Annotated in this window: 14 protein-coding genes; 12 read left to right on the top strand and 2 right to left on the bottom strand. The window is 53.6% G+C overall.

What is annotated here, in order from left to right:
• Positions 1 to 15 precede the first annotated feature (15 nt).
• The 10 genes from ACYQ11_RS17315 (at position 16) to ACYQ11_RS17270 (ending at position 13,397) form a co-directional block, all read left to right on the top strand.
• Positions 16 to 3,552, top strand: coding sequence for a hypothetical protein (locus tag ACYQ11_RS17315; RefSeq protein WP_459925074.1), 3,537 nt, complete (start codon positions 16 to 18; stop codon positions 3,550 to 3,552).
• Positions 3,521 to 4,000, top strand: a complete 480-nt coding sequence (locus ACYQ11_RS17310) for a response regulator (protein WP_459925073.1) — start codon at positions 3,521 to 3,523, stop codon at positions 3,998 to 4,000. Before ACYQ11_RS17315 ends, ACYQ11_RS17310 begins: the two co-directional genes overlap by 32 nt.
• Positions 3,969 to 5,171: a phosphorylase family protein gene (locus tag ACYQ11_RS17305; RefSeq protein WP_459925072.1), complete on the top strand. Its 1,203-nt coding sequence runs from the start codon at positions 3,969 to 3,971 to the stop codon at positions 5,169 to 5,171. The genes ACYQ11_RS17310 and ACYQ11_RS17305 overlap by 32 nt, the downstream gene beginning before the upstream one ends.
• A 435-nt stretch (positions 5,172 to 5,606) precedes the next feature.
• Positions 5,607 to 6,632 (top strand): helix-turn-helix domain-containing protein, encoded by a 1,026-nt coding sequence (locus ACYQ11_RS17300; protein ID WP_459925071.1) that lies wholly within the window; start codon positions 5,607 to 5,609, stop codon positions 6,630 to 6,632.
• A 561-nt stretch (positions 6,633 to 7,193) separates the two neighbouring features.
• On the top strand, positions 7,194 to 8,912 hold the full coding sequence (locus tag ACYQ11_RS17295; RefSeq protein WP_459925070.1) for an AMP-binding protein: 1,719 nt from the start codon (positions 7,194 to 7,196) through the stop codon (positions 8,910 to 8,912).
• Between the two features lie 36 nt (positions 8,913 to 8,948).
• Entirely contained in the window at positions 8,949 to 9,680 is a 732-nt protein-coding gene (locus ACYQ11_RS17290) for a nitroreductase family protein (RefSeq protein ID WP_459925069.1), read from the top strand.
• Positions 9,681 to 9,694: 14 nt separating this feature from the next.
• Positions 9,695 to 10,024, top strand: a complete 330-nt coding sequence (locus tag ACYQ11_RS17285) for an ATP-binding protein (protein WP_459925068.1) — start codon at positions 9,695 to 9,697, stop codon at positions 10,022 to 10,024.
• 27 nt (positions 10,025 to 10,051) lie between these two features.
• Positions 10,052 to 11,299, top strand: coding sequence for a thiolase family protein (locus ACYQ11_RS17280; protein ID WP_459925067.1), 1,248 nt, complete (start codon positions 10,052 to 10,054; stop codon positions 11,297 to 11,299).
• 8 nt (positions 11,300 to 11,307) lie between these two features.
• Complete coding sequence (locus ACYQ11_RS17275; RefSeq protein WP_459925066.1) at positions 11,308 to 12,123, top strand: SDR family NAD(P)-dependent oxidoreductase; 816 nt, start codon at positions 11,308 to 11,310, stop codon at positions 12,121 to 12,123.
• Between the two features lie 20 nt (positions 12,124 to 12,143).
• Positions 12,144 to 13,397 carry an FAD-dependent oxidoreductase gene (locus ACYQ11_RS17270; RefSeq protein ID WP_459925065.1) on the top strand — a complete coding sequence of 418 codons (1,254 nt, stop codon included), beginning with the start codon at positions 12,144 to 12,146 and terminating at the stop codon, positions 13,395 to 13,397.
• An 18-nt stretch (positions 13,398 to 13,415) separates the two neighbouring features.
• On the opposite strand, the gene ACYQ11_RS17265 is transcribed toward ACYQ11_RS17270, so the two are convergent.
• Together ACYQ11_RS17265 and ACYQ11_RS17260 are read right to left on the bottom strand one after the other, a co-directional pair.
• On the bottom strand, positions 13,416 to 15,299 hold the full coding sequence (locus tag ACYQ11_RS17265; protein ID WP_459925064.1) for a GGDEF domain-containing protein: 1,884 nt from the start codon (positions 15,297 to 15,299) through the stop codon (positions 13,416 to 13,418).
• Between the two features lie 290 nt (positions 15,300 to 15,589).
• Entirely contained in the window at positions 15,590 to 17,974 is a 2,385-nt protein-coding gene (locus ACYQ11_RS17260; RefSeq protein ID WP_459925063.1) for a response regulator, read from the bottom strand.
• A gap of 225 nt (positions 17,975 to 18,199) precedes the next feature.
• Here ACYQ11_RS17260 and ACYQ11_RS17255 point away from each other — a divergent pair, with 225 nt between their 5' ends.
• Together ACYQ11_RS17255 and ACYQ11_RS17250 are read left to right on the top strand one after the other, a co-directional pair.
• Entirely contained in the window at positions 18,200 to 19,861 is a 1,662-nt protein-coding gene (locus ACYQ11_RS17255; RefSeq protein WP_459925062.1) for a tetratricopeptide repeat protein, read from the top strand.
• On the top strand, positions 19,858 to 23,007 hold the full coding sequence (locus ACYQ11_RS17250; RefSeq protein WP_459925061.1) for an Ig domain-containing protein: 3,150 nt from the start codon (positions 19,858 to 19,860) through the stop codon (positions 23,005 to 23,007). The genes ACYQ11_RS17255 and ACYQ11_RS17250 overlap by 4 nt, the downstream gene beginning before the upstream one ends.
• The last annotated feature ends 2 nt before the right edge of the window (positions 23,008 to 23,009 follow it).

The raw sequence follows: 23,009 nt of genomic DNA, 5'->3' as shown, positions 1-23,009 counted from the left end.
AGTGAGAAACTATCTATGTCGAAAAAAAACAAAAAAAATGCAAATAAGCGCAACGTCTCAATAAAAAAGCGTCAAAAAAAACAATCAAATTTATCTAAAGTTTTAAACACTTCAAAAAATGAATGGACTGTAAAGCGTTCATATTTCAGAGATTTATCACCGAATGAAATCCGTAATAATGTTAGTCGAATTGCCAATTACCCATTTTTTAAATCTGCAATATGCCTAACCATTTATGATAACTATAAATATATTTATGGAGCATTAACCCCGGATACCGAGCTTATAAAGGTTTTAAATTGGTCCATAGGTTTAATTATTTATCATAAAAATCTAATAAGAAAATTTATCATTATTGAAGATCAATTAACTAAATCGATATTAGACGGTCAGTACGAACAAGCGATATCACTTTTAAACGAATTGGATGAAATATGTGGCCTTTCGACATGGTCTATTGCGATTAGAGGTACAATTTTAAAAATTGCGGATCAACATAACGACTCACAAGATTTTCTCAAAAAAATATTTGAAAAGTGTGATGAAAATGACCTTTTCAAATACATTTGTAATTCAATGATTAACAGATACGATGATAGTACAATGATTTTATCTAGTACAACATCATTAAAAAAACAAATTATGCGAAATTACAAAGGTAATTTTCAGACTTTTTTAATTTATAAAATTATACCTAAAGATTTTTCAGTTGAATACAAAATAAATTATACGGATGTTTTTAATTATGAAAAAAACGCATCGCTAATTGATTTATTCAAGGCGATTATTAATTTTTTAGCAGACACACTCAATTCAAATAACCCAAATGATATTGAATGCGCCAAAATTGCAGCAGTTAACCTATCACAGCATTTTTCATATTATATTCTTGAAAATTTATCTACATACTACGGAGTAAATCCAAAATGGGAACATAACAAAAACTACTATGATTTAATCGACGCATATAGCATCGGTAATTACAAAGAAGTATGTTCCATGGCAAAACAAAATCCATCTGAGTTTGACAATTTTACTGTTTTTGAATTGATTGCTCGATCAGCTGCCAGAACTTCACAAAACCCTTATAATGGGTTAAAAAAAGATATTGTATCAAACTTAATTAATATCTTTATAAAACAAGATAATTATCAAAAATCTCTCTCATATTTACAGACTATGTGCTATGCATTCCCTGATTTACCATGGTTTCAAGAGTTGCTTTATCTGATTCAAAGAGAATCCCATTATATTGATGATAGTACTAATACACATTTAATCACTCTAAGTTCAGCCTTTTCACGTGTAAATTCTCCGAGAAAAGCAATTACATTACCCATAGAATTTCAAGAGGCCTATTTAGAATCCTGTAATGATAAAATTAACAGTTCTGTATCTATAAAATTATATGAGATAATGAAAGAAGGAAATATTGAATGCTTTAACGATATTTCACTGAAAAACTTAGAATACAATAGGTTCTTAAAATATAAAGCTAAGCTACTATTAAAAAATGGCATAATTGAAGAGGCAATACCATTGTTAGAAGAACTTTCGCTTAGCACTGATAGTATTGTTTCAAATGATGCGATCCAACTTCTTGTTGATTCATATATAGACTTTAACCAAGATGAAAAAGCCATTGAATTATTTGTAAATACATCTTTAGAAAATATAAACCTTATCCGTAGATTTAACACATTTCGAATTTGTGATGTGGCAGAAAAAAATGTAAACAGTTCAAAATCAATATGTGTCCCTATAGCGCTCTCACTTCACTCAATGTATGTGGATTCAACATATGACTCGGTATTACGTTATAGTTTTGAAAAATTTTTAAACAATACCGGTGCTAACCACCCATTAGAAATTATAGATAAATGCCCAAATATTAAAGATATACAATTAAATTATTTTTTTGAGCATGTATGCACTCAAAATGTAATGAAGCTCTCATTCTTATTTGATAATAAAACAGAAATTGAAGATTGTAGAATTGCCGTTTGCACACATTTGATAGAAAAAAATATTTCAAAAAGCACCCTCGTAAATGAAGTAAAAGAAATTACTAAAGAACAATTAATTAAAAAGGCTGTAACACATGTTGATCAAAGCCGTATACATGCTGACCTAAGTGGATTTCGAGATAGCAGATCACAAGCATTTAGAGATGGTTTTAATTATTATGTTGAATTAAATAAAAAGGATTATTCAACTTTTGAAGATGAGATAAGTCTTAAGCAAATTTATAGTGCTTTAAATAGTTTAAATGAAATCCCAAGCAATACTTCATCAGTTATGCTTTTAAATATGCCATTAAATGAAAAAAATCTAAAGTTTCACAACTTAATTAAAATGCTCAGGGATGAGTTTACATTTGGTCAGAAAGGGTTAAATAATTATTTAAGTACAAGAATCAGACATGGGGTATTACCTAACAATATAAGGACTTGTGTCTCCAAAGAAAATTTAGTTACGCCAATAGACACAATTAAAAATATCCCTAAAAGCAATATTTATTGGATAAACAGATTAGGATTTCTCCCTTCAAAAGAATGCTCTGAAATAGATAAAGCTCTAAAAAAATTTACAAGTGACTTTGATAAAATTATAACTGAAATAAATGATGAGTGGTTGCAAATTGTTTCATTAGATCAAGACATCGAAAATTTAAAAAGAGGCGGTTCAAAAATAAAAGCGCTATTTAACTATTCAATATCTAATGTAGAATCATACGCTTTGCAAAAGCTTATAAAAGACGAAGATTATGAAAACTTCATTCGAATTATCTCTCAATGGCTTTGGAAAAAAACAGAAACGAATTTAGATGCCGTTAAAAGTAAAATTAAATTATCCGCAAAAAATAGCTTCTCAGAGTGTTTTACATCTCTATCGGAAAGAATTAATAAAGCCGTAACTAATCAGGAGACCATTGCACCTCTGCATGATGCCATAAGTCGTTCTAAAGATTCATTATTTACTGCACTAAATATTGTAGCTTCGTGGTTTACAATCTCAAAAACCGATGCCATTAAGGAATTTGAGTTAAGCACAGCAATAGAAATTGCACAAAGACCCGCTAATATTATAGTAAATCACAATAATTTGCCAGATGGCTTACTTTTTAAGGGAAAACATTTAAACAGCTTCGTTGATATTTTGTATATTTTATTCGACAATGCCGCAACCAAATCAAATTTACAAAGAGATGAATTAAAAGTAGATGTTTCCTTAACAGTAGGCCAAAACGATATAATTACGCTTACGGTTATTAATAATTGCCAACATATCAGCGATATAGTCTTCAGCAACGAGCAACTCGACTATTATCGAAAGCATTATGGGAATGACGATTTATTAAATATAGTTGTCCAGCAAGAAGGGGGAACGGGTATTTTTAAAATTGGTAAAATTTTATCAAGAGACATTGAAATAAAAAATAAAATTGAATTTGGCTATAAATCAAATTCTTCTTTTGAAGTAAAAATTCTAATGCAAGATCCAAATGGAGTCTTATCCCATGAAAATACTATTAGTAGAGGATCAGTCTGAAAAAAGAGAACAAATTAAAGATTTTTTGAAATATAAATCAAACAACAACATAACAATAATCGATAAAGAGTCCTTACGTGGAGGTTTGAAAGAAATTGTTAAGAATACCAATTATGATATGATTTTATTAGATATGAGTATGCCGAACTTCGATATTTCAGTCGATAATCCTGTAGACTGTTCTCCTGAAAGCTTTGCAGGTAAAGAGTTTTTAGCCCAAATGAAATTACGAAACATACATATACCTGTAATAGTGATCACACAATACTCTTCTTTCGAAGGTGGCACTATTACCTTAAAAAAGCTTACAGAAGAATTTTCAAATGATTATGGGGATTTTTATTTAGGGTCAGTCTATTTTAATTCTGCTGTAGACACTTGGAAAGAGGATTTATTAAATTTATTAAGAGGTTCTGATGAGTGGCCAAGTACAGATTCTAATCATTGATGACAATTATGATCATGTTCAGAAAATTATTAAAACCATAAATAATGAGATAGATGCAAATTTTGAACATGCTACTAATTCAAGAGATGCCCTGAAAAAAATCAAAGGGCAATTATATGATATATTGATTATTGATATCCAGATCCCTGATGAATTAGGCGGAGATATTAATCCTTATGGCGGTAAAGATTTATTAGATTATATTTATTTAAACGAAGAATTAATCAAACCAACACATATATTAGGGATAACATCACACAAAGATTCATATAATGACTGCATTGATTCATTTACCTCTATGGGTTGGTCTTTATCATGTAATTTTGATGACATTGAATCTATAAAAAAAATAATTTGTGCGAAAGCTAAGCACGTTATATCACCTCCAAAATCATATGACATTGCAATTGTAACTGCTCTTGAGCATACTGAACTCGAAGCTGTATTAAAAATACCGTGCGACTGGATACCTCTCAAGGACGCAACAGATTGCAACATTTATTATTCAGGTACTATTAACAGTTCTGCCGGGACAAAATTATCACTCATTGCCACATCTTGCCATGGCATGGGAATTGCGCATGCTTCAGCTATCGGAATGAAAACCTGTTTAAAGTATAAACCTAAATATGTCTTTATGACCGGAATAGCTGCTGGTATTAAAGATAAAGTTCAATTAGGTGATATATTAATCGCTGATCCATGCTGGGATTGGGGTAGCGGAAAACAAACAGTCAAAAAAGGCCAGCCAATATTTTTGCCGTCTCCAAGTCAACTCCCACTTGATCCAGTTATAAAAGGAAAATTAAAATCCATTACTGTGTCAAGGAAATACATAGATGATATTTATAATAATTGGCCATCCTCAAATCGACCTAATCATTCATTAAATGCGCATTTAGGTCCTATAGCAACTGGTGCTGTGGTGTTAGAAGATCCAGAAATAATTGAAATAATCAAATCGCATCATCGTGAATTAATTGGTATTGAAATGGAAGCGTATGGATTAGCTCTTGCAACAAGTTTATCAAGTTCAACACCCCCAAAAACTATAATAATTAAATCTGTATGTGATTTTGCAGATCCAAATAAAAACGATAATTGGCATGCATATGCTGCTTATACAAGTACCCAAATGGCTTTTAAAATTATTGTCAATGAACTATTCTGAAAATGCACTGTACACTTTATAAAATCCTCTGGGCAAACTCTGGGCAAAGAAAATACAAGACAATATGGAAAAGCAGTCTATTGGAGGGCATCAAAACACAACAAATTTCAATCCATAATATCAGTATATTATATTATTTTATAGGATTATATAATTTCTTGCCAAAAATTTCCTAATCCATGTGCCACAAGTTCGATTCTTGTCGGGGGCACCTTCATATCAATCAGGCACGTCGAGGGCTTCCCGGCGTGCCTTTTTTGTTTGATGGGCCAAAAAACCGGTCCGGCGGTCCCGGACGGACGCGCCGGGAGCGGGAGTGCGAGAAAGGGGTTGACACGCCTTGGGGGCCAGGCATATCGTCTTAGGGAAAACAGGGTCTTAGCCTTTTTTCATCGGGCCATGGGTCCGTAAAAGCCGTCACGTCAAAGGGACATCATGCAGGACTGGAACATCAGACGTCCGATCACCGGAGTTTTTCCCTATCTGCGGTTTGCCCTGGACAACGGGGTGGCCACCGAGATCCTTCTCAAGGGGACGGACCTTAAGGAGAGCGATTTTTTCGATCCCCGGAACGACATTTCGCTGAACCGGGAGCTGTCGATCGTAAGAAACCTGATCACGGCGCTTCCCCGCCCGGAAACGGCATGGGATCTGGGCCGCTATTTCTATTCGAGGGCCCACGGCGTCCTGGGCGGCATGATGGAAACGGCCCCGACGGTGGGGGACGTGTTTGCCTGCTGGATCGAATATGCCGTTCTGCTGCACGTCTATTTCCGCATCAACCTTCAGACGGTGGGCGACAAAATCCGCCTGTACGCTGAAAACCGGTTCAACCTTCCGGACGATCTTTTCCCGGCGCTTCTTGAGCGGGACATCATCGCCGGGAAAACCGCCATCGACCACCGGCTCCCGGGAACGTTCCAGACCTATGCCACGGCCATCTCCCTGGCCCACAGCCCCCGGACGGATCGGGCCGCCTACCGGGCCAACTTTCTCGACGACATCCGGTTCAACCGGCCCCACAACTATGTCGAGATCGAAAAAAAAACGCTCAGTGTCCCCCTGCCCGATGCCGATCCCCACAAATTCGAGCTGTTCCGGCAGCAGTGCCAGGCGGAATACAGCCTGCGGAACCAGACCCGGCTGCCGCTGACCGATACCGTCACCCTTCACTTCCAGATTGGCAGGGGACAGGCCTCGTTTCAGGACATTGCCCGAAAACTGAACATGAGTGAGCGCACCTTGAGGGACAAGCTGGCCAAGGAGGGCAGCAGCTACCGGCAAATCAGAAACCGGTATGTGTTCCAGCAGTCCCTGAATCTGCTGAGCAACCCCGACCTCAGCATCGAAACCATCGCAGACACCTTGGGCTACAGCGAAACCTGCGCCTTCAGCCGCGCCTTCGAAAAAATCACGGGCCTGTCTCCCGGACGCTACCGCAAAACCCTCATCATGAAATAAACGGCGCCGACGCAAGTGGGCGGGGTATTGGGACAAGAGCAACCGCATGTCGCATTCGTTCACGTGCATGTTCACGTGCACGCGCACGAGCACGGGAGACCGAAACCGGCTCGACCGTGTCGTCCCACGCCGGTTGCACCCTCTGGCAGCGGCGGTAAACCTGTCGTCGGCCGCCATCGTGAACGTGCTCGTGCTCGTGACCGTAAACGTAAACGGCATGAATCTGTCCCGCAGGAAGAGGCCCATGTGTTTTCTCGATCATACATGCGATTGGATGGATATTGGGACTCCTTTGAAAAAATTCAGCCCATTGCCTGCGGCGCTTTTTTGCGCCCCAAGGGGCGGGGCATTAAACCCGCAGCTGCGCGATAAACGGTGCCGACGCCTCCGGCCACGTTGCCGAAACTATCAAGACTTCCTCCGCAACGATCATCAACAAATCCCGCGAAAATGTCTACTGTGTGAGCCATTGGACACGAAGCCCAGATCCTCGTCTCATGATGGTGAAATCCGACCCGCACACCGGGAAAACCGCCGGATGTGCATGCGAAAGGCAGACCGATGAAGACCCGACCGACCAGGCGCCCCGGGGCGCGAACCCTCCAAAAACTCCGGCTGATGACATCAATCGCGGCGGCCGTCCTCAGGGTCGGCTGCGAAGACTGCCGCGACGGCCGCCTTTTAAGCGTTATCCGGGCGAAACGCCGGGGGGAGCCCCAGGATCTGTCCTGGGCCCAGCTCCTGGAAAAGCGGGCCGGCCAGGTTCCGGACAAGCCCTTTCTGCTGTACCGGAACGAAACCATTACCTACCGCCGGATGAATGAGCACGCCAACCAGATCGCCCATTTCCTGCGCGGGCAGGGATTCGGCCCCGGGCAGGGCCTCGGGATCTTCATGCGCAATTCCCCCCGGTTTCTGGACCTGTTTTTTGGCGCCCAGAAAATCGGCATGTACCTGGTGCCCGTCAATCCGGAACTCAAGGGGGACGGGCTGGCCTACCTGATCAACCACAGCGATATCCGCGCCCTTGTCACGGATGCCGAACTGATGGGGTCCATCGACGCCGTGTCCAGTCAACTGACGACCCTTGACCGCCTGATCGTCAACGACATCGAACCCGAAGCCGAGGCGTTTCAGATCCCGGACACCTACATCCGGCTCAGCAGCGCCTATGCCGGCCCCGTCGCTCCTCCGGGCGTGGGCCACCGTCCGGACGACATCTGCCTGATCATGTACACCTCCGGCACCACGGGTCCGCCCAAAGGGGTGGTGTACCGTTACAAAAAAACCAATGTGCGGCTGCTGTCCCTGATCGCCAACGTCCTTCTGAAAGAGGATGACGTCTATTACACCTACCTGGCCCTGTGTCACGGCAACGCCCTGTTTGTCACCACGACCTTCGCTCTGGCGCGGAAAGCCACCGTCGCCCTGTCGCGGAAATTTTCAGCCGGCCGGTTCTGGGACCGCGTGAATCAGTATCAGGCCACGGTGTTTAACACCATCGGCTCCATCATCCCCATTCTAATGAAACAGCCGGAGCGGCCGTCGGACCGCGACAACCGCGTCCGTTTCGTCATTTCCGCCGCCTGCCCCGCCGACATGTGGGAAGCGTTCGAAATCCGCTTCGGCACCACCCTCTACGAAATCTACAGTGCCGTTGACAGCGGGGGAAAAGCCGTCATGAACCTTGGCACCGCTCCTGTGGGATCGTTGGGCAAACCGCCCCGGCCGGCGGATGTCCGGATCGTGGATGAAAACGGCCGGCCCGTTCCGGTGAACACCCCCGGCGAGCTTCTGTTCAGAGTGACGGGCGGCAAAGGCCGCGTGGAATATTACAAAAACCCGGAAGCTTCCGACAAAAAATCGGGGACCGGCTGGCTTCACACCGGCGATCTGGTCCGTCAGGATGAGAAGGGATTTCTGTATTTTGTCGGCCGAAACACCGAGTCCATGCGCAAGGGCGGTGAGAACGTCTCGGCCTACGAGGTCGAACACGTGATCATGGAGCACCCGGCGGTGGAGGATGTCGCCGTCTATGCCGTGCCCTCGGACCTGGCCGAGGACGACATCATGGCCGCGATCAAGCCGGCCGAGAAGGCCGACCTCACGGCCCAGGAGCTGAGGCGGTTTCTTTCGGACAAACTCGCCAGGTATGCCATTCCCCGATACGTGCGGTTTGTGGATGAATTTCCCAAAACCAATTCACACCGGATCATCAAATCGGTTCTCGAAAAGGAAGGCATCACCGACGATACCGTCGATACCCTGTCGGCATCCTGACCGTCACGAACGATACGAAAAAAAGGAAACGACCCCATGAAAACACCCGATGAGACCTGCACCCTCCCCGAGAGCGGCGCGCCGTTCAATACGGTGGAAGAGGTGGTTTACCGTCGGCGCAGTGTCCGCGCCTACAAAAAGAAACAGGTGGATGAATATCTTGTCAAACGCCTCCTCGAGGCCGCACGGTTCGCCCCGTCGGCAGGGAACGGCCAGACCTGGAAGTTCATTGTCGTCCAGGACCGGGACATGATCCGGGAAATGGAGGCCGACATCCTCAAGGCCTGCCGAACCATTTCACGATGGTTTTACTATCTGCTCGACAACAGCGCCGTCAAATCACTGGCGGCCCGATTCTTTCAGAGACTGGACCCGAGCAACACCCATCCCATCCCCTTTATCGCCTCGCACCTGATCGCCGAAGGAAAGGCCGGCATCTTTCACGGCGCCCCGACGGTAATTCTCATGCTCGCCGACAAACGGGCCCCCGGAGATTCGGCCATCGAGGTGGGCATCACCGGACAGATTATCGATCTGGTGGCGCACAGTTACGGGCTCGGAACCTGCTGGATCAGTTTTTCCAAACTGCTGTTTCGGGGCTCCCACCGACGCAAATGGAAAAAGCGGCTGGATATCCGCTACCCCTACAGCCTTGTCACGTCCATCGTCATCGGCCATCCGATGGGAACGCCCGACGGGTATGTGGTTCGGGAAACAAAAAAAACGGACTGGTTCGGTGCGGACGGCAGATTCCGCATCGAATCCTGAAAAAGGAGGCACGGATGCCTGAATCGTTGACATGGCGTGAGTTCTTTTGTGTGGAAAAGCTCAACCGGATCGGCAGGCACCTGAAACACGGCGCCGTGGTTTTTGACCAATCCAAATGTATCGGCTGCGGCCTCTGCGAAAAAGCCTGCTTTACCGGGGCCATCGTCGGAACAGGCGACAAGCGCCCGACGATGATACAAGGCGTTGAATCGTTGTGCGTTTCCTGCGGCGCCTGCACGGCGATCTGCCCCGAGGGCGCCATCGAAATTTCCGAATTCATCGAGTTCTACCGCTACTTCAAATGGCTGGACCGGGACACCCCCTGCCCCCCCAGGCGTTTTTAACCGTACCGTTTACACGAAGGAAAAAGCATGTCTGACAATGTGTACATCATCGGAACCGGAATGATCAAATTTGACCGGTACCTCGACCGCTCGATCAAAAGCCTTGCCGGAGAAGCCCTGGACCTGGCCCTCAGGGACGGAGCCATCGAAAAAACCCACATCGGGGGGGCCTGGTTTTCCAATTCCCTGTGGGGCCTGTTCTCGGGCCAGCACTGCATTCGCGGCCAGGTGGCCCTGTCGGCCAACGGGCTCGATGCCCTTCCCGTCATCAATGTGGAAAACGGCTGCGCCGGCGGAAGCACCGCCCTCCATGGCGCCGTGACGGCCGTCCGGGCGGGCGTGATGGAGTGCGCGCTCGCCATCGGGGCTGAAAAAGTCTACGACGAGGACCGGGTGAAAGTGATGTCCGCCTTCGCCTCCGGGGCGGATATCGAGATCATCGACGCGTTCGTGAAGGCCCTGAACGATCAAAAAAAGGCCGAACACAAAGAGGCGGACACATCGTCACAGAAAAAAAAGGGGGGGCATTCCTCATTCATGGACCTTTATGCCGCCGGTGCGCGGATGCATATGGAAAAATACGGCCTGACCCCCCGTCAGCTGGCCGCCGTGGCCGCCAAATCCCATACCAACTCGTCCCTGAACCCCCTGGCCCAGTACACCTTTCCCATGACCGTCGACGAGGTGCTGGCCGACCGCCCCGTGTCCTACCCCCTCACGCGGGCCATGTGCGCACCGATCGGTGACGGCGCCGCAGCGACGATTGTCTGCTCCGAGGGTTTTTTGAAAAAGCACCCCACCCGGCGGGCCGTCCGGATCAGGGCCTCGGTCATGCAGTCCGGCAGGCTTTACGGCGAAAACGATATTTCCCGGCGAACCTCGCAAAAGGCCTATGAAACAGCCGGAATCGGGCCCGGCGATATCGACGTGGCCGAGATTCACGACGCCACGGTGTTTGGCGAGGTCTATCAGACGGAGCAGCTGGGCTTCTGTCCGGAAGGCGAAGGCGGGGTGTTTGCAGAGGCGGGGCACTCGGCCCTGGGCGGCCGCCTGCCCCTGAACCCCAGCGGCGGGCTGATTTCCCGGGGGCATCCCATCGGCGCATCCGGCCTCGCGCAGATCCATGAACTGGTGACCCAGCTTCGGGGAGAGGCGGGGAAAAGGCAGGTCGAAAACCCCTTTCTCGCCCTTGCCGAAAACGGCGGGGGATTTATCGGCATGGGAGAAGCGTCCATGGCCATTCACATCCTTGAACGGGTCACCCCTTTTTCCTGAGAGGACGCATGAAAACACTGTGCAGTAAAACCGTCGTAATCACCGGCGCGGGCGGAGGCATCGGCCGGGCCCTGGCCCTGGACCTGGCAAACGAAGGTTGCGCCCTGGCCATTTCGGACATCAACGCCGAAACCCTTGACGAAACAAGACGCCGTGTGGCCGACCGGGGCGCGAAGGTCCACAGCACCGTCCTCGACGTCTCGGATCGATTACGCATGGAAGCGTATCCGGAGGAGGTGGTCGATGCCTTAGGCGGGGTGGACATCGTCATCAACAACGCCGGGGTGGCGGCCGTGTCCTCGGTCGAAGACCACAGCATCGACGATTATGAATGGCTGATGGGAATCAACTTCTGGGGAGTGCTTTACGGAAGCAAATTTTTCATTCCCTATCTGCTGCGGTCGCCCGAAGCCCTCATCGTCAACATATCGAGCGTGTTCGGCATGGTTCCCATGCCCCATCTCTCGTCGTACAACGCGGCCAAATTCGCCGTCCGGGGATTTTCCGAAGCCCTTTCCCATGAACTTTACCACACGCCGATCCGCGTCATGACCGTATACCCCGGCGGCGTGAAAACGGATTTCGCCAAACGGGCACGCTTCGGGTCAACCCCCCAAAAAAAAACGCACCAGGAATTCAACACCCTTTTTGAAAAATTCTCCATGTCCACCCCGGAATCCACGGCAAGGGCCATTGTCCGGGGCATCAGGAAAAACAAACGGCGGGTTCTGATCGGACCGGATGCCCGCTCGGGGGATCTTCTGGTCCGGCTGTTTCCCGTGGGGCACGGCATGATCATACGATGGATCAGTTCCCGGGTATAACCCTCAACAAGGAGAGATCGATGGCGGACAACATTGCGATTATCGGCGGCGGCGTGGCAGGTCTCACCGCGGGCTACCTGCTTCACGGCCTTCACGATGTGACCCTGTTTGAAAGGGAAGACAGGCTGGGGGGCAACGTCTATACACTCAGAACAAAAACCGGTGAGGACATCGATATCAGCGTATTTTTCTGGTCGCCGCGTCTCTATCCCAATTTCGCCACACTATTGAAAAAGCTTGGCATCAGACTCGGCACCCGGCCCATGGAAGGACTCAGCCAGTCGTTTCGCAACATGAACACCCGGAGGAATTATTACCTGAGCTGCGATCTGACCAAGCCGCGATCGACATTCAGCGGGAAAAATCTCAAATCGTCGATGCACCAGGCCATTGTCCTGTGGAACTACATCAAACTGGTCCGCCAATACCGAAAGGGACGGCTTGCCGGTCTCACCCTCCGGCAGGCCCTGACATCCTGCCCGGCGTTGACGGGCGACCTGCTTAAGCTGGCCATTTTTCCCATCTGCATCATGACCTCCATGCTCTGGGACGAACTGATGGACGCTCCGTCCGAGTTCGCCGTGGCAAAAATTGAAAAGCAGATCGGGTCCCCCCTCAAATTCGCCTCATGGCGTCTTTATCCCTGCAAAACGCGCGTGTATGTCGAAAAACTCGCCGCACCGTTCAAGGACCGGATCATCACCCGTTCCGCGATCCGGTCGGTTTCCCGAAACGGCCGGGGCGTGACCCTGACCATGGCTGACCGTTCAAAGCAGACCTTCGATAAGGTCATCTTCGCCTGCCCGGCCGATACGGCCCTGGGCCTTCTGGCCGACCCGACCGACGACGAGATCCGCCTGCTGTCGCCCTGGCGCTACAACGACGGGCTCGTGATCGTTCATACGGACCGTTCGAACTACCCGCCCGAAGACCTCTGGGCCATGTACAGCTATCTGTATACGGATGACAACGGCAGAATCAACACCTCCATCAACGCGCACTACCGGTTCCAGAACGGGGTGCCCGACGACAGCGACTACATTGGCTGCCAGCATCCCAACATCCCCATCGATCCGGCCAAGATCGAGTTCAAGAAAGTCTTCCGAACGCCGGTCTACGACAAAAAATCATCCCTGACGATCAAAGACCTGCCCTCTCTCAACGGAAAGAACCACACCTATTATTGCGGATCACACTTCGGCTACGGCCTCCACGAAGATGCCGTCACCTCCGCCGTCGACGTGAGCCGGCGGCTGGGGGCCGCATGGCCCTGATCCGCGTTGGGCCCGGGATCATCGCTGTTCGTAGACCTTGCAACAGATCCGATTCTTGCCCATGGCCTTGGATTTGTAAAGGGCCAGATCGGCCAAAGCGACCAGGGTTTCACTGTCGGGGCAGCGGGCGTCCGGATCGAGGACGGCCACGCCGAAACTGGCGCTGACCCGAAGGTCGGGATGATTGTCAATGCGTATCTTATCGATCCGGTCGCAGACGCGCCGGGTGACGGCGGTGGCACTGGTCCGGTCACACTGGGGCAGCACCATCGAGAATTCATCGCCGCCACAGCGCCCGACCAGATCGTAGTTTCGATTGTCGGCCATGCGATGGCCCTGGAATTTCCCCGAAAAATCGTATTCCCGGATGCCGGTTTTCAGAATATCGGCCATAGCCAGCAGCACCCGGTCCCCCACCTGATGCCCGTAAGTGTCGTTTATCCCCTTGAAATCATCCACGTCAATCATGGCGACGGCCATGGGCGCCCGGTTGTCCCGGGATGTCATAAAAATCTCGTCCAGCCGCTCATAAAATGCCGCATGATTGTACAGTCCGGTCAGACTGTCCCGGATGGCCATTTCCCCGAGGGTGATGTTTTTGTGCTCCAGCTCTTCGGTCAAAAGAATGAGGGCCCGCGTTCGCTCGGCCACCTTGCTTTCCAGGTTTTCGTTCAGATCCTCGTTTTGCTTCAGCAAATCGATGAAGCGGTACACCAGAACGGCGGCCGTTCCCGTGTACAGCGCCGCGGAACCGTAAGGAAAGAGCATGTTGTCGAAGGTGTAGCCCCAGAAAGCCAGGGGAAAATAAGCCAGCTTGGACCCGTAAATCAACCCGTCATGGATGGCCCCGAGCACCACGATGAAGCCGAACAGAAAAAAAAGACGGGAATAGGGCCGGTCCAGCACGAGGGCCGACACATGACAGGATAGATTGTAAAACCCGATGCTGCTCGAAACAAACACCACGATAAGTCCCCAGGCACGAAACTGTGTTTTATCCACAAAAAACAGCAAGGGCAGGACCAGCAGAAGGTAGGCGACCAGCCCCCATTCGATTTTCTTCCGCACCAGGCCGTAAAACCTGTGAAGAAAAATCGGATGGACCACATTGATGGCGACCCATGAAAAAGCCACGATCTTGAACCGTCCCTCGATACCGCCGGGAAAACGCCAGAGGCTGCACAGGTCTAACACAATGAAAAAACCGCAGAGCAGTTGCAGGCTGTAATACAGGTATTCCGTGGACGAGGGTCTCTGAATGTAAAACAGAAGAAACAGAAGAAAAAGGGGAATGCCCATGGCGATAAACACGTAATTGAGGATGACCCGGACAAACAGATCCCGGACCCGGCTGCGCTCGAAGGCCGGCTCATCGGAAAGGGCAAGACGCCCCGCCACATCACCGTAGGTATGAAACCAGACCTTCACGGCGATCACATTGTCCTCTCCGGGACGGATCAGGTGTGCCGGGACTTTATAATGGCGGGAGATATTCCACATGGACATGTCGCGGGGCGGCATCGCACCCCCTTTCCCGACCAGGACACCGTTGACATACACCTCGTCGGCATGGGAAATCCGGCCCAGGATCAGCCCCGTATCCCGGTCACCGGCCTCCGGTGGAACGATCACCGTTTTTCGAAGCCAGAGCGTTCCGATGGCCGATCCCGATTGATCGAGGGCATACCGGGCCAGGCTGCCGGGAAGGTCGAGCCTATCCCATTCCGCCGGATCATCCAGCGTTCTTCCGGCCCAAGCCGGGTTGTCGCCCAGCCGGACCTGCCAGGTCCCCGAGAGATCGACGCTGAAGCCGGGCGGCCCATTAATCGAGGCACGATCCGTACACCCGGCCATCGCCAGGGTGAGCATGACCAGGCAGCATATGAAGACTCGAAGCGACACAGACGTCCACCTTGTAATCAAAATTGTTGAACTCGTAAAAATTCATCACATGACGGCAAAGAAAAACGTTCGAGCATACGGCGTCGCGAATCCTTAAGGAATGGGGCGTACTTTGGGGACGCCGCAGTGACGGGGGATGAATCGCAACGCTTAAAATCGGACGTTTTACGACGCCGTCATAATTGACTGAAATCTTGCATGGGCAGGCGTTCCACCACCGGGAGCGCCCCTCTGTCATAGGCGGGTCCACCTGAAAAGTCAACCGTAGCGGCGTCGAAAAAACGACCCCATCAGACGGAAACCCATTGGCTGATGATTTTAAACACCGTTTCGCGCTGAATGGGCTTGCTGATGTAATCGTTCATGCCCGATGCCAGACAGGTTTCACGAAACCCTTTGAGGGCGTGGGCCGTCATGGCGATGATGGGGATGTCGGTGTACCCTTCGGAGCGCAGGATCCGGGTGGCCTTCAGTCCGTCGATTTCGGGCATGTGGACATCCATCAGGATCAGGTGATAGGCCTCGGGCCGGGCCTTGTATTTCTCGATGAGTTCCCGGCCGTTTTCGGCCACGTCCACATGGTAGCCGGCCCGGGTGAGGACAAGGCAGGCCAGTTTCCGGTTGACGGGATTGTCTTCGGCCAGAAGAATGGTCACCCGCTTCAGGTCTTCCCGGATCGTATGCCGGGTGATTATCTCAGAGTCAGGCGCCGGGTCCGGAGGCCGGTCCTCGGTCCCGGGCAGCAGCAGCCGGGAAAGGACCCGATACAGCCTCTCCCGCCGGACCGGCAGAGGGAGAAAGGCCTGGAACCCGGCGGCTTCACAGCGTTTGGACTCCAGATCCGCCATGGAGGACAGGGCGATCACAGGCAGCGGAACCAGGGGGCCCTCCGACGACCGGATCTGCGACACCAGGGCCAGCCCCGGTTCCACCGGCGGGCGAAGGCTGACAATCAGAAGATCAAAGGGCTTCCCCTCCCGGGCCGCCTGATCCAGACACGCCGCCGCCTCCTCGTACCGTCCCAGGCCGGCGGTATTCAGACCGGCATGGTTCAGCATGGCCGTCAGAATACCGAGGCCTGCCGCGTTGCTGTCCAGCACCAGCACGTTTTTTCCTGCAAGGGACAAGGACGGCAGGGGCCGGCCCGTGGGCCGGGAGGATTTGCCGAGCCGGATTGTGAAATGAAAGGTGCTGCCGACATCGACGCGGCTGTCGACCCACAGCCGCCCATCCATCAACGAAACGATCTGACGGCAGATGGACAACCCCAGACCTGTTCCGCCGTACCGCCGCGTATCCGATCCGTCGACCTGGTGAAAGGCTTCGAAAATAAGGTCCGTCTTGTCCGGAGGAATCCCCGGCCCCGTGTCCCGCACACAACCGTGGACCAGAAGGCTGTTCCCCTCATCCTTCTCCATGAACAGGTGCAGTTCGATTTCACCGGTTTCGGTAAATTTGGACGCATTGCCCATCAGGTTGTTGAGCACCTGTCGCAGGCGGTTGGGGTCCCCCACCACCCGGGCCGGAAGAGCCTCGTCGATGCGGCACAATAGGGTTACGGGCTTGGACCCGATCCGGGGCCGGATCAGATCGCACACATCGTAGCAGAGCAGCTCCAGATCGAAGTCGATCTGCTCCAGGGTCAGTTCCCCGGCCTCGATTTTGGAAAAATCCAGAATATCGTTGAGCAGGGCCAGAAGGGATTCGCTGCTCTGCTTGATGATTTTGACATAGTCCTTCTGGTGTTCGTCGAGACCGGTTGAGGCCAGGAGGTCGGTAAACCCGATCAGACCGTTCATCGGCGTCCGGATCTCGTGACTCATGTTGGCCAGGAAAAGGCTTTTGGCAATGCTCGAACTTTCAGCCTTGTCCGCCAGAAGACGCACCTCGTCCAGGGCGGTTTCAAGCTCACGGGTTCGGTCGCGGACCCGCTGATCCAGATCAATCGACAGGTTCCGGAAGTTGGTGTGCGACGTGACGAACTGATTGATCAGCAGATAGGTCATATAAAGAATCACCACCAGATACGAGTATTCCATCAGATAGACGGAGGTGAACACATTGGCGGCGATCAATCCGTCGTTGATGGCCGACAAAACGAGAAAGCCCATGGACGCGCCAAGAAGGGCCGTCCCCTTGAGTTTGTGGGCCAGGGCGTAGCGCAGGGTAACCAGCAGCAGCAGAACCAGAACCGGCTGCTGGAAAAAAACCGTCAGGCGGAACAGGGGGCCGAGCCGGGCTTCGTAATACGTTATGGGAAACAGGCCGAAGGCCGAAAAGGACTTGATCGACGGCTGGTCGGGGGACAGGCTCCAGGACTCGTCTAAGACCGGAACAAGGACAAAGACGATAAGCATCAAGACCGTCAGGGCGATCAGGGTCTTCCGGATGCGGAGGCGGATGAGATGATAGATGAACCAGGAGAACAGAACAAACACGATCATCGAGGTCTGAAGCTGACAGGCCTGCCAGAACATGCCCTGCTCCAGAGATTGGGCGTTGTAAAGCATGGCGCTGAACACATCGTAAAAGCTCAGCCCCACGCAGGTCCCGGCAAAGGTCAGATTCACGGGCGCGTTGATCCCCTTGACGGCGACCCAAGTATGATAACTGGCCACGAACAGGCAGATGCCGGCCATGATCAGCGCAGGAATGGAAAGCACGTTCATCGTCATACGGAAAGGATCCCATGAATAATGATCATATATGAACAGCCCGGCCGCGGAGACCGGACGATGCGCATCACACCGTCATGTCGGAAGGTGTCCCAGTATCCCAGAATCAGAGGACAAAGTCAAACCGCCGGATCAACGAAGATCCGGTCTTGAGGGTTGTTGGCACAAAACGTGTATGGTATGACCGATGACCATGCATGACCCCATTGACCCTGAAGGTATCCGATGCGACATCTGACGTTCATCATCATCCTTGCTCTGGTTCTGACCGTCCGTGCCGACGCGTCCCTGGAGAAAGGCATCGAGGCATTCGAGGAAGGGCGCTACGCCGATGCCCTTTCCGTGTTCATGCCCTTGGCCTTTCTCGAGGTTCCCGACGCGGCCCGCCAGGTGGACCGCGTGTTCGATCAGGGCGTCCTACTGTTCGAACGCGGCGACACCGCCCGGGCCCTTTCGGTGTTCCTGCCGCTCAAAAAACACGGTTACCCCGGGGCCGAGGCCTATCTTGCAAAAATCACCGAACGGGCGAGCCGGGCGTTCAACGCCGGCAACATCGATGCGGCCGCCGCCCTGGCGTTCCCCCTGGCCGAAGACGGGAACGCAGACGCCCAGGACCTTGCAGGCCAAATCTGTGAACGGGGTCTGGGCCGCAGCGACGACCCCATGGAAGCGGCGTCCTGGTACAAAAAAGCCGCGGAGCAGGGAAAGGTCCACGCCCAGTTCCGGCTGGGCTGCATGTACCGGAAGGGCGAGGGCATTCTCCAAAACAGCGCCATGGCCCTGAAGGTCCTTCGCCTGGCCGATATCAACGGCCATGCCGGAGCCCGTTACCACCTGGGCCTGATGTACGCCCGCGGCGAGGGCGTCCCGCCCGACCCGGCCCTTTCCTATCTGCTGTTCAAAAAAGCCGCCGACCAGGATCATGCCGAAGCCCTCGACCAGCTGGGGCAGATCTACCGGGACGGCCGGGGCGTCCCGGCAGATGCCGCCATCGCGGTCCGGTTTTTTGCCCGGGCGGCCGAAAAGGGCTCCACCGAGGCCTGTTTCAACCTGGGAGCCCTTTATGAGGATCATCCGGACATGCCGTCCGATCCGGTCCGGGCAAGAGCCTGGTACACCCGGGCCGCGGGCGGAACTCACCGGGAGGCGGCCTTTCGTCTGGCCCGGATGATGGTCGACGGCCGGGGCGGCGACCGGAATGTGACGGCGGCGGCCCGCTACCTGAAGATGGCCGCCGAAAACGGCCATCCCCAGGCCTGGTATGATCTGGCCCGCCTTCATAGCGACCACAACGATCCCGCTTCCGCAGCCAGGGCCTTCGAGAAAGCCGCCGACCAGGGTGATCCGCAGGCCCGGTTCGAGCTGGGACGCCTGCTGGAAGAAGGACGGGGACTGGCCCGCGACCCGGCAAAGGCCGCGATCCGTTACCGTCAGGCGGCCGATCAGAATCTGGCCGACGCCCAACTGGCACTGGGCCGCTGCCTGGAACTGGGCCTGGGCCTTGAGCCGGACCCGGCAAAGGCACGTTTCTGGTATGAAAAAGCCGCCGGACAGGGTCTGGCCGAGGCCCAGGATCGTCTGGGTCACCTTTACGCCTCGGGCCTCGGCACCGAGCCGGATCTTCTTCACGCCCTGGGCTGGTTCCGAAAGGCGGCCGACCAGGGCCTGGTCCGCTCCCAGCTTCGTCTTTCAGACATTTACCGAAACGGCCGGGGCGTAGAGGCGGACCTGGTCCAGGCCCACGTCTTTCTGTCATTGGCCCGAAAGTCCGGAGCCGCCTCCGCGGATAAGGATCTGGCCGACCTGGAAGCCCTGATGACCCCCGATCAGATCACCCGCGCGCGGCAATGGATCGCCGACCAGTCCGCACCCCGAGGTCCTCGATGAAATTAACCGTTTTCGCCCTTCGACGCCCGGCAATCCTGTTGACCCTTGTGGCCGTACTCTGCACCGGCAGGCCGGCCCGTGCCGATGAGGCCGCCCGGCCCGAACCGTCACCACCTGTCGAAATAACAACATCCGCCCTGCCGTCGGGCTATCGGGGTGACGAGTATTCAACAATGATCCGGATCCGCCAAAACCAAGACGGGGTTTTCTTCATGGCGGCGGGATTGCCCGACGGGCTCTCCATGAACCGATCCGGCGTCATCTCCGGCAGACTCGGCGGTCATCCCGGGGATTATCCGGTGCGGCTGATCGCCGTGGATCCCGACGACCCGGACCGATTCGACGAAACCGTTTTGACCCTGACGGTCCATGAGCCCCTTTCCGTGCCTGACACCCCCCTTTCCCCGGCGGTTGCCGGGGCGCCTTACCGCCACGAAATCCAAATCCGGGGGGGCTCTTCTGCGCGCCGGGTCCGGATCACCGGCCTGCCGCCCGGACTGGACGCCGGCCCCGATGGCCTGATCACCGGAACACCCGAAGCGGGGCCGTTTCGCCTGCCGCTTCAGGTGACGGTAGAGGATCCGGACTTCCCCGGCCACCGGACCTCCCGAACCCTCCGCCTCACCGTGTACGGCCCCCTGACCGTGACCTCGGGGTCTCCCCCCCCGATCCGGGTCGGCGAGGCCCTTGCCTTTCGCATTGAGGCCCGGGGCGGCAGCGGCCGGTATGAATTCAGCGTACGGGATCTGCCCCCGGGTCTGACGCTGGACCCCGTATCCGGCCTGCTGTCCGGCGTTGCCCGGGCCCCGCGGGGCGTATACCCCGGCCGGGTCGAAATAAGGGATCAGCAGGTCGACGCCAAGGCGGACGAGGCCCTGACGCTGACCCTGGTCGATTTTTATCCCGACGACCAGGAACGTCTGGAAACCCGGATCGGCGGCAACCGGGTGGTCCCCGGCCCGGCCATACGGGAGCACACCTTCCATCAGCCCGGCGACCGGGATGAGATGATCCTTGACCTGACCGACCTGCCCCCCCTGGCCGTGGTCCGGATCCGGACCCTGCCCCGCACCCGGCCCACCCGGCCCGTCGTGACGCTCATGGACCCCTCGGGCCTGATCCTGCCCTTCGGACAGACCGATCCGGCCGGATACCCGGACGGGATGTTTGTCTGCGAAACACCGGGACTTTTCCTTGCGGCCCTCACCGAAGCGTCCGGGAATACCGGCGACTACGGCCTTTCGATCTCGGTGCCGGGTCAGAGGGTCCGGCTGACCGCCGCGGCCCTGCCGGACCTCCAGACACCGGGACCGGTTGACCTGACCGTCGCCACGAAAGGGGGCAGCGGATCATTCGTCTTTGACGCAGAGGGTCTTCCGCCCGGCCTTGACATAACCGAAGACGGCCGCATCGAAGGGAACCTCACCGCTCCCGCCGGCGTCTATCCGGTTACGGTCCGTGTCCGTGATCGTCTGTGGGCCGATCTGGGCGACACGAAGCCTTACACCCTGACCCTGGTGGATTTTTTCCCCGACGCCTATGAAACGGGCGACGCCCCTGATCCCCGAAATGCAAAAACCGTCATCGTCCCCGACGGGAAAATCCGCGAGCACACCTTCCACGAGCCCGGCGACCGGGATTGTGCACGGCTGGAGACGGCCATGGTCCCTTCGGGGCATGTGCTTCGATTCCAAACGCTCCCCCGGAGCCGCCCCACCCCGATTCGGCTCACCATCGTCGATAAGGACGGGCAGACGGTCCTCAGGGACAGAAACCCGATACCGCCGGGCCTGCATGATCATTTTCTGGAAAGTAAGGGACCCGCCCCGCTGTACCTGACGGTCGAACATCCCGACGGTCAGACCGGAGACTTCGGCCTTACGGTCGAAGACATGGGCCCCCGGATACGCATCGTCACCGAACGCCTGCCCGATGCCCTGACCCGGGGGCCTTACACCGCCCGTATCGCCACCGCCTTCGGCAGCGGTTCGTTCGTCTTTGAGGGCGAGACCCTGCCGCAGGGCCTCACCCTCGACCACGACGGACGGCTTTGGGGGACACTGGCCCTCCCTCCGGGCCTCCACCCCCTGACCGTGCGGGTCCGGGATCTGGTCCACGAGGGCATCACGGACACCCGGCATTTCGACCTGTCGGCGGTTCGGTTTTTCCCGGACGCCTTCGAGGCGCTGAACGACAACGGGCCGGACTCGGCCAACACGATCTCGCCGGGGTCCCCCGCCCAGCGCCATTGCTTTCATGACGATGCGGATGTCGACTGGGTGCGCCTGGATCTTGAAACGGTGGGCCCCGGGGACCGGATCATCATCAAAACCGCCGGGGGGAGCGACCCCGCACAGACCAGCCTGCGCCTTATGACCGGCCGGAACGTCGTTTCAACCGGATCCGGGGATTCTTCCGGATCGACCCTGGTCTTTGACTGCGCCCTGCCGGCCGCCTATCATCTGGAAATCCGTGAACGACACCAACGCATCGGCGACTATGACCTGAGCGTGTTCAACAGCGGCCGGCCCCTTTCCCTGGCCACCTTGTCCCTCAGCCATGCCGAAAGCGACCGGCCCTACCGCCAGGCTCTCGACGTCCGGGGCGGCTGCGGCCGTTACCGCTTTTTTATCGCAGGCGGCACGCTTCCGCCGGGACTGACCCTGGACGAAACCACCGGCCTTATCTCGGGCCGCAACACCCACTGGGGCCGTTTCACGGTCACCCTGGGGGTCGAAGACCGCCTGTTCGCCGAGAACCGCACCACAGGCACCTTCACCCTGGACGCCTTCATGGGACAAAAACTGACCGGGAAAACACGCTTCGTCTTTCCCCACTACCAGACCGGCACCTTCAGCCTGACCGCCGAAACAACCACCACCCGCGCCTTTCCCGGAACCCTTCGCGGAGGAACGCCGGGCAATTTACGCTACCGGATCGTCGACCACACGGTGCCGACGGATCGTTTCACGTTTTTTTTCGACGAAAAGACCGGCGATCTGACGCTCACCGAACCCGGCCCCGTGGCCTGCAGTCGTTACACGCCCCGTGATCTGGATGTGACGGTGGAGGTGTGGGACAGCATCCACACCAACAACCGGATGGTGTTTCATTACGAGATCCCGGCCCGTTGTCTGTCCTATTGACC

The sequence above is a fragment of the Desulfatiferula olefinivorans genome (assembly GCF_054657895.1).
The sequence above is the reverse complement of the archived record's forward strand: the minus strand, read 5'-3'. Positions and strand labels throughout refer to the sequence as shown.

Excerpts from the sequence above, each read along its gene's own strand:
- ACYQ11_RS17315 (WP_459925074.1), top strand. The coding sequence starts at position 16 with ATGTCGAAAAAAAACAAAAAAAATGCAAATAAGCGCAACGTCTCAATA.
- ACYQ11_RS17310 (WP_459925073.1), top strand. The coding sequence starts at position 3,521 with ATGAAAATACTATTAGTAGAGGATCAGTCTGAAAAAAGAGAACAAATT.
- ACYQ11_RS17305 (WP_459925072.1), top strand. The coding sequence starts at position 3,969 with ATGAGTGGCCAAGTACAGATTCTAATCATTGATGACAATTATGATCAT.
- ACYQ11_RS17300 (WP_459925071.1), top strand. The coding sequence starts at position 5,607 with ATGCAGGACTGGAACATCAGACGTCCGATCACCGGAGTTTTTCCCTAT.
- ACYQ11_RS17295 (WP_459925070.1), top strand. The coding sequence starts at position 7,194 with ATGAAGACCCGACCGACCAGGCGCCCCGGGGCGCGAACCCTCCAAAAA.
- ACYQ11_RS17290 (WP_459925069.1), top strand. The coding sequence starts at position 8,949 with ATGAAAACACCCGATGAGACCTGCACCCTCCCCGAGAGCGGCGCGCCG.
- ACYQ11_RS17285 (WP_459925068.1), top strand. The coding sequence starts at position 9,695 with ATGCCTGAATCGTTGACATGGCGTGAGTTCTTTTGTGTGGAAAAGCTC.
- ACYQ11_RS17280 (WP_459925067.1), top strand. The coding sequence starts at position 10,052 with ATGTCTGACAATGTGTACATCATCGGAACCGGAATGATCAAATTTGAC.
- ACYQ11_RS17275 (WP_459925066.1), top strand. The coding sequence starts at position 11,308 with ATGAAAACACTGTGCAGTAAAACCGTCGTAATCACCGGCGCGGGCGGA.
- ACYQ11_RS17270 (WP_459925065.1), top strand. The coding sequence starts at position 12,144 with ATGGCGGACAACATTGCGATTATCGGCGGCGGCGTGGCAGGTCTCACC.
- ACYQ11_RS17260 (WP_459925063.1), bottom strand. The coding sequence starts at position 17,974 with ATGACGATGAACGTGCTTTCCATTCCTGCGCTGATCATGGCCGGCATC.
- ACYQ11_RS17255 (WP_459925062.1), top strand. The coding sequence starts at position 18,200 with ATGCGACATCTGACGTTCATCATCATCCTTGCTCTGGTTCTGACCGTC.
- ACYQ11_RS17250 (WP_459925061.1), top strand. The coding sequence starts at position 19,858 with ATGAAATTAACCGTTTTCGCCCTTCGACGCCCGGCAATCCTGTTGACC.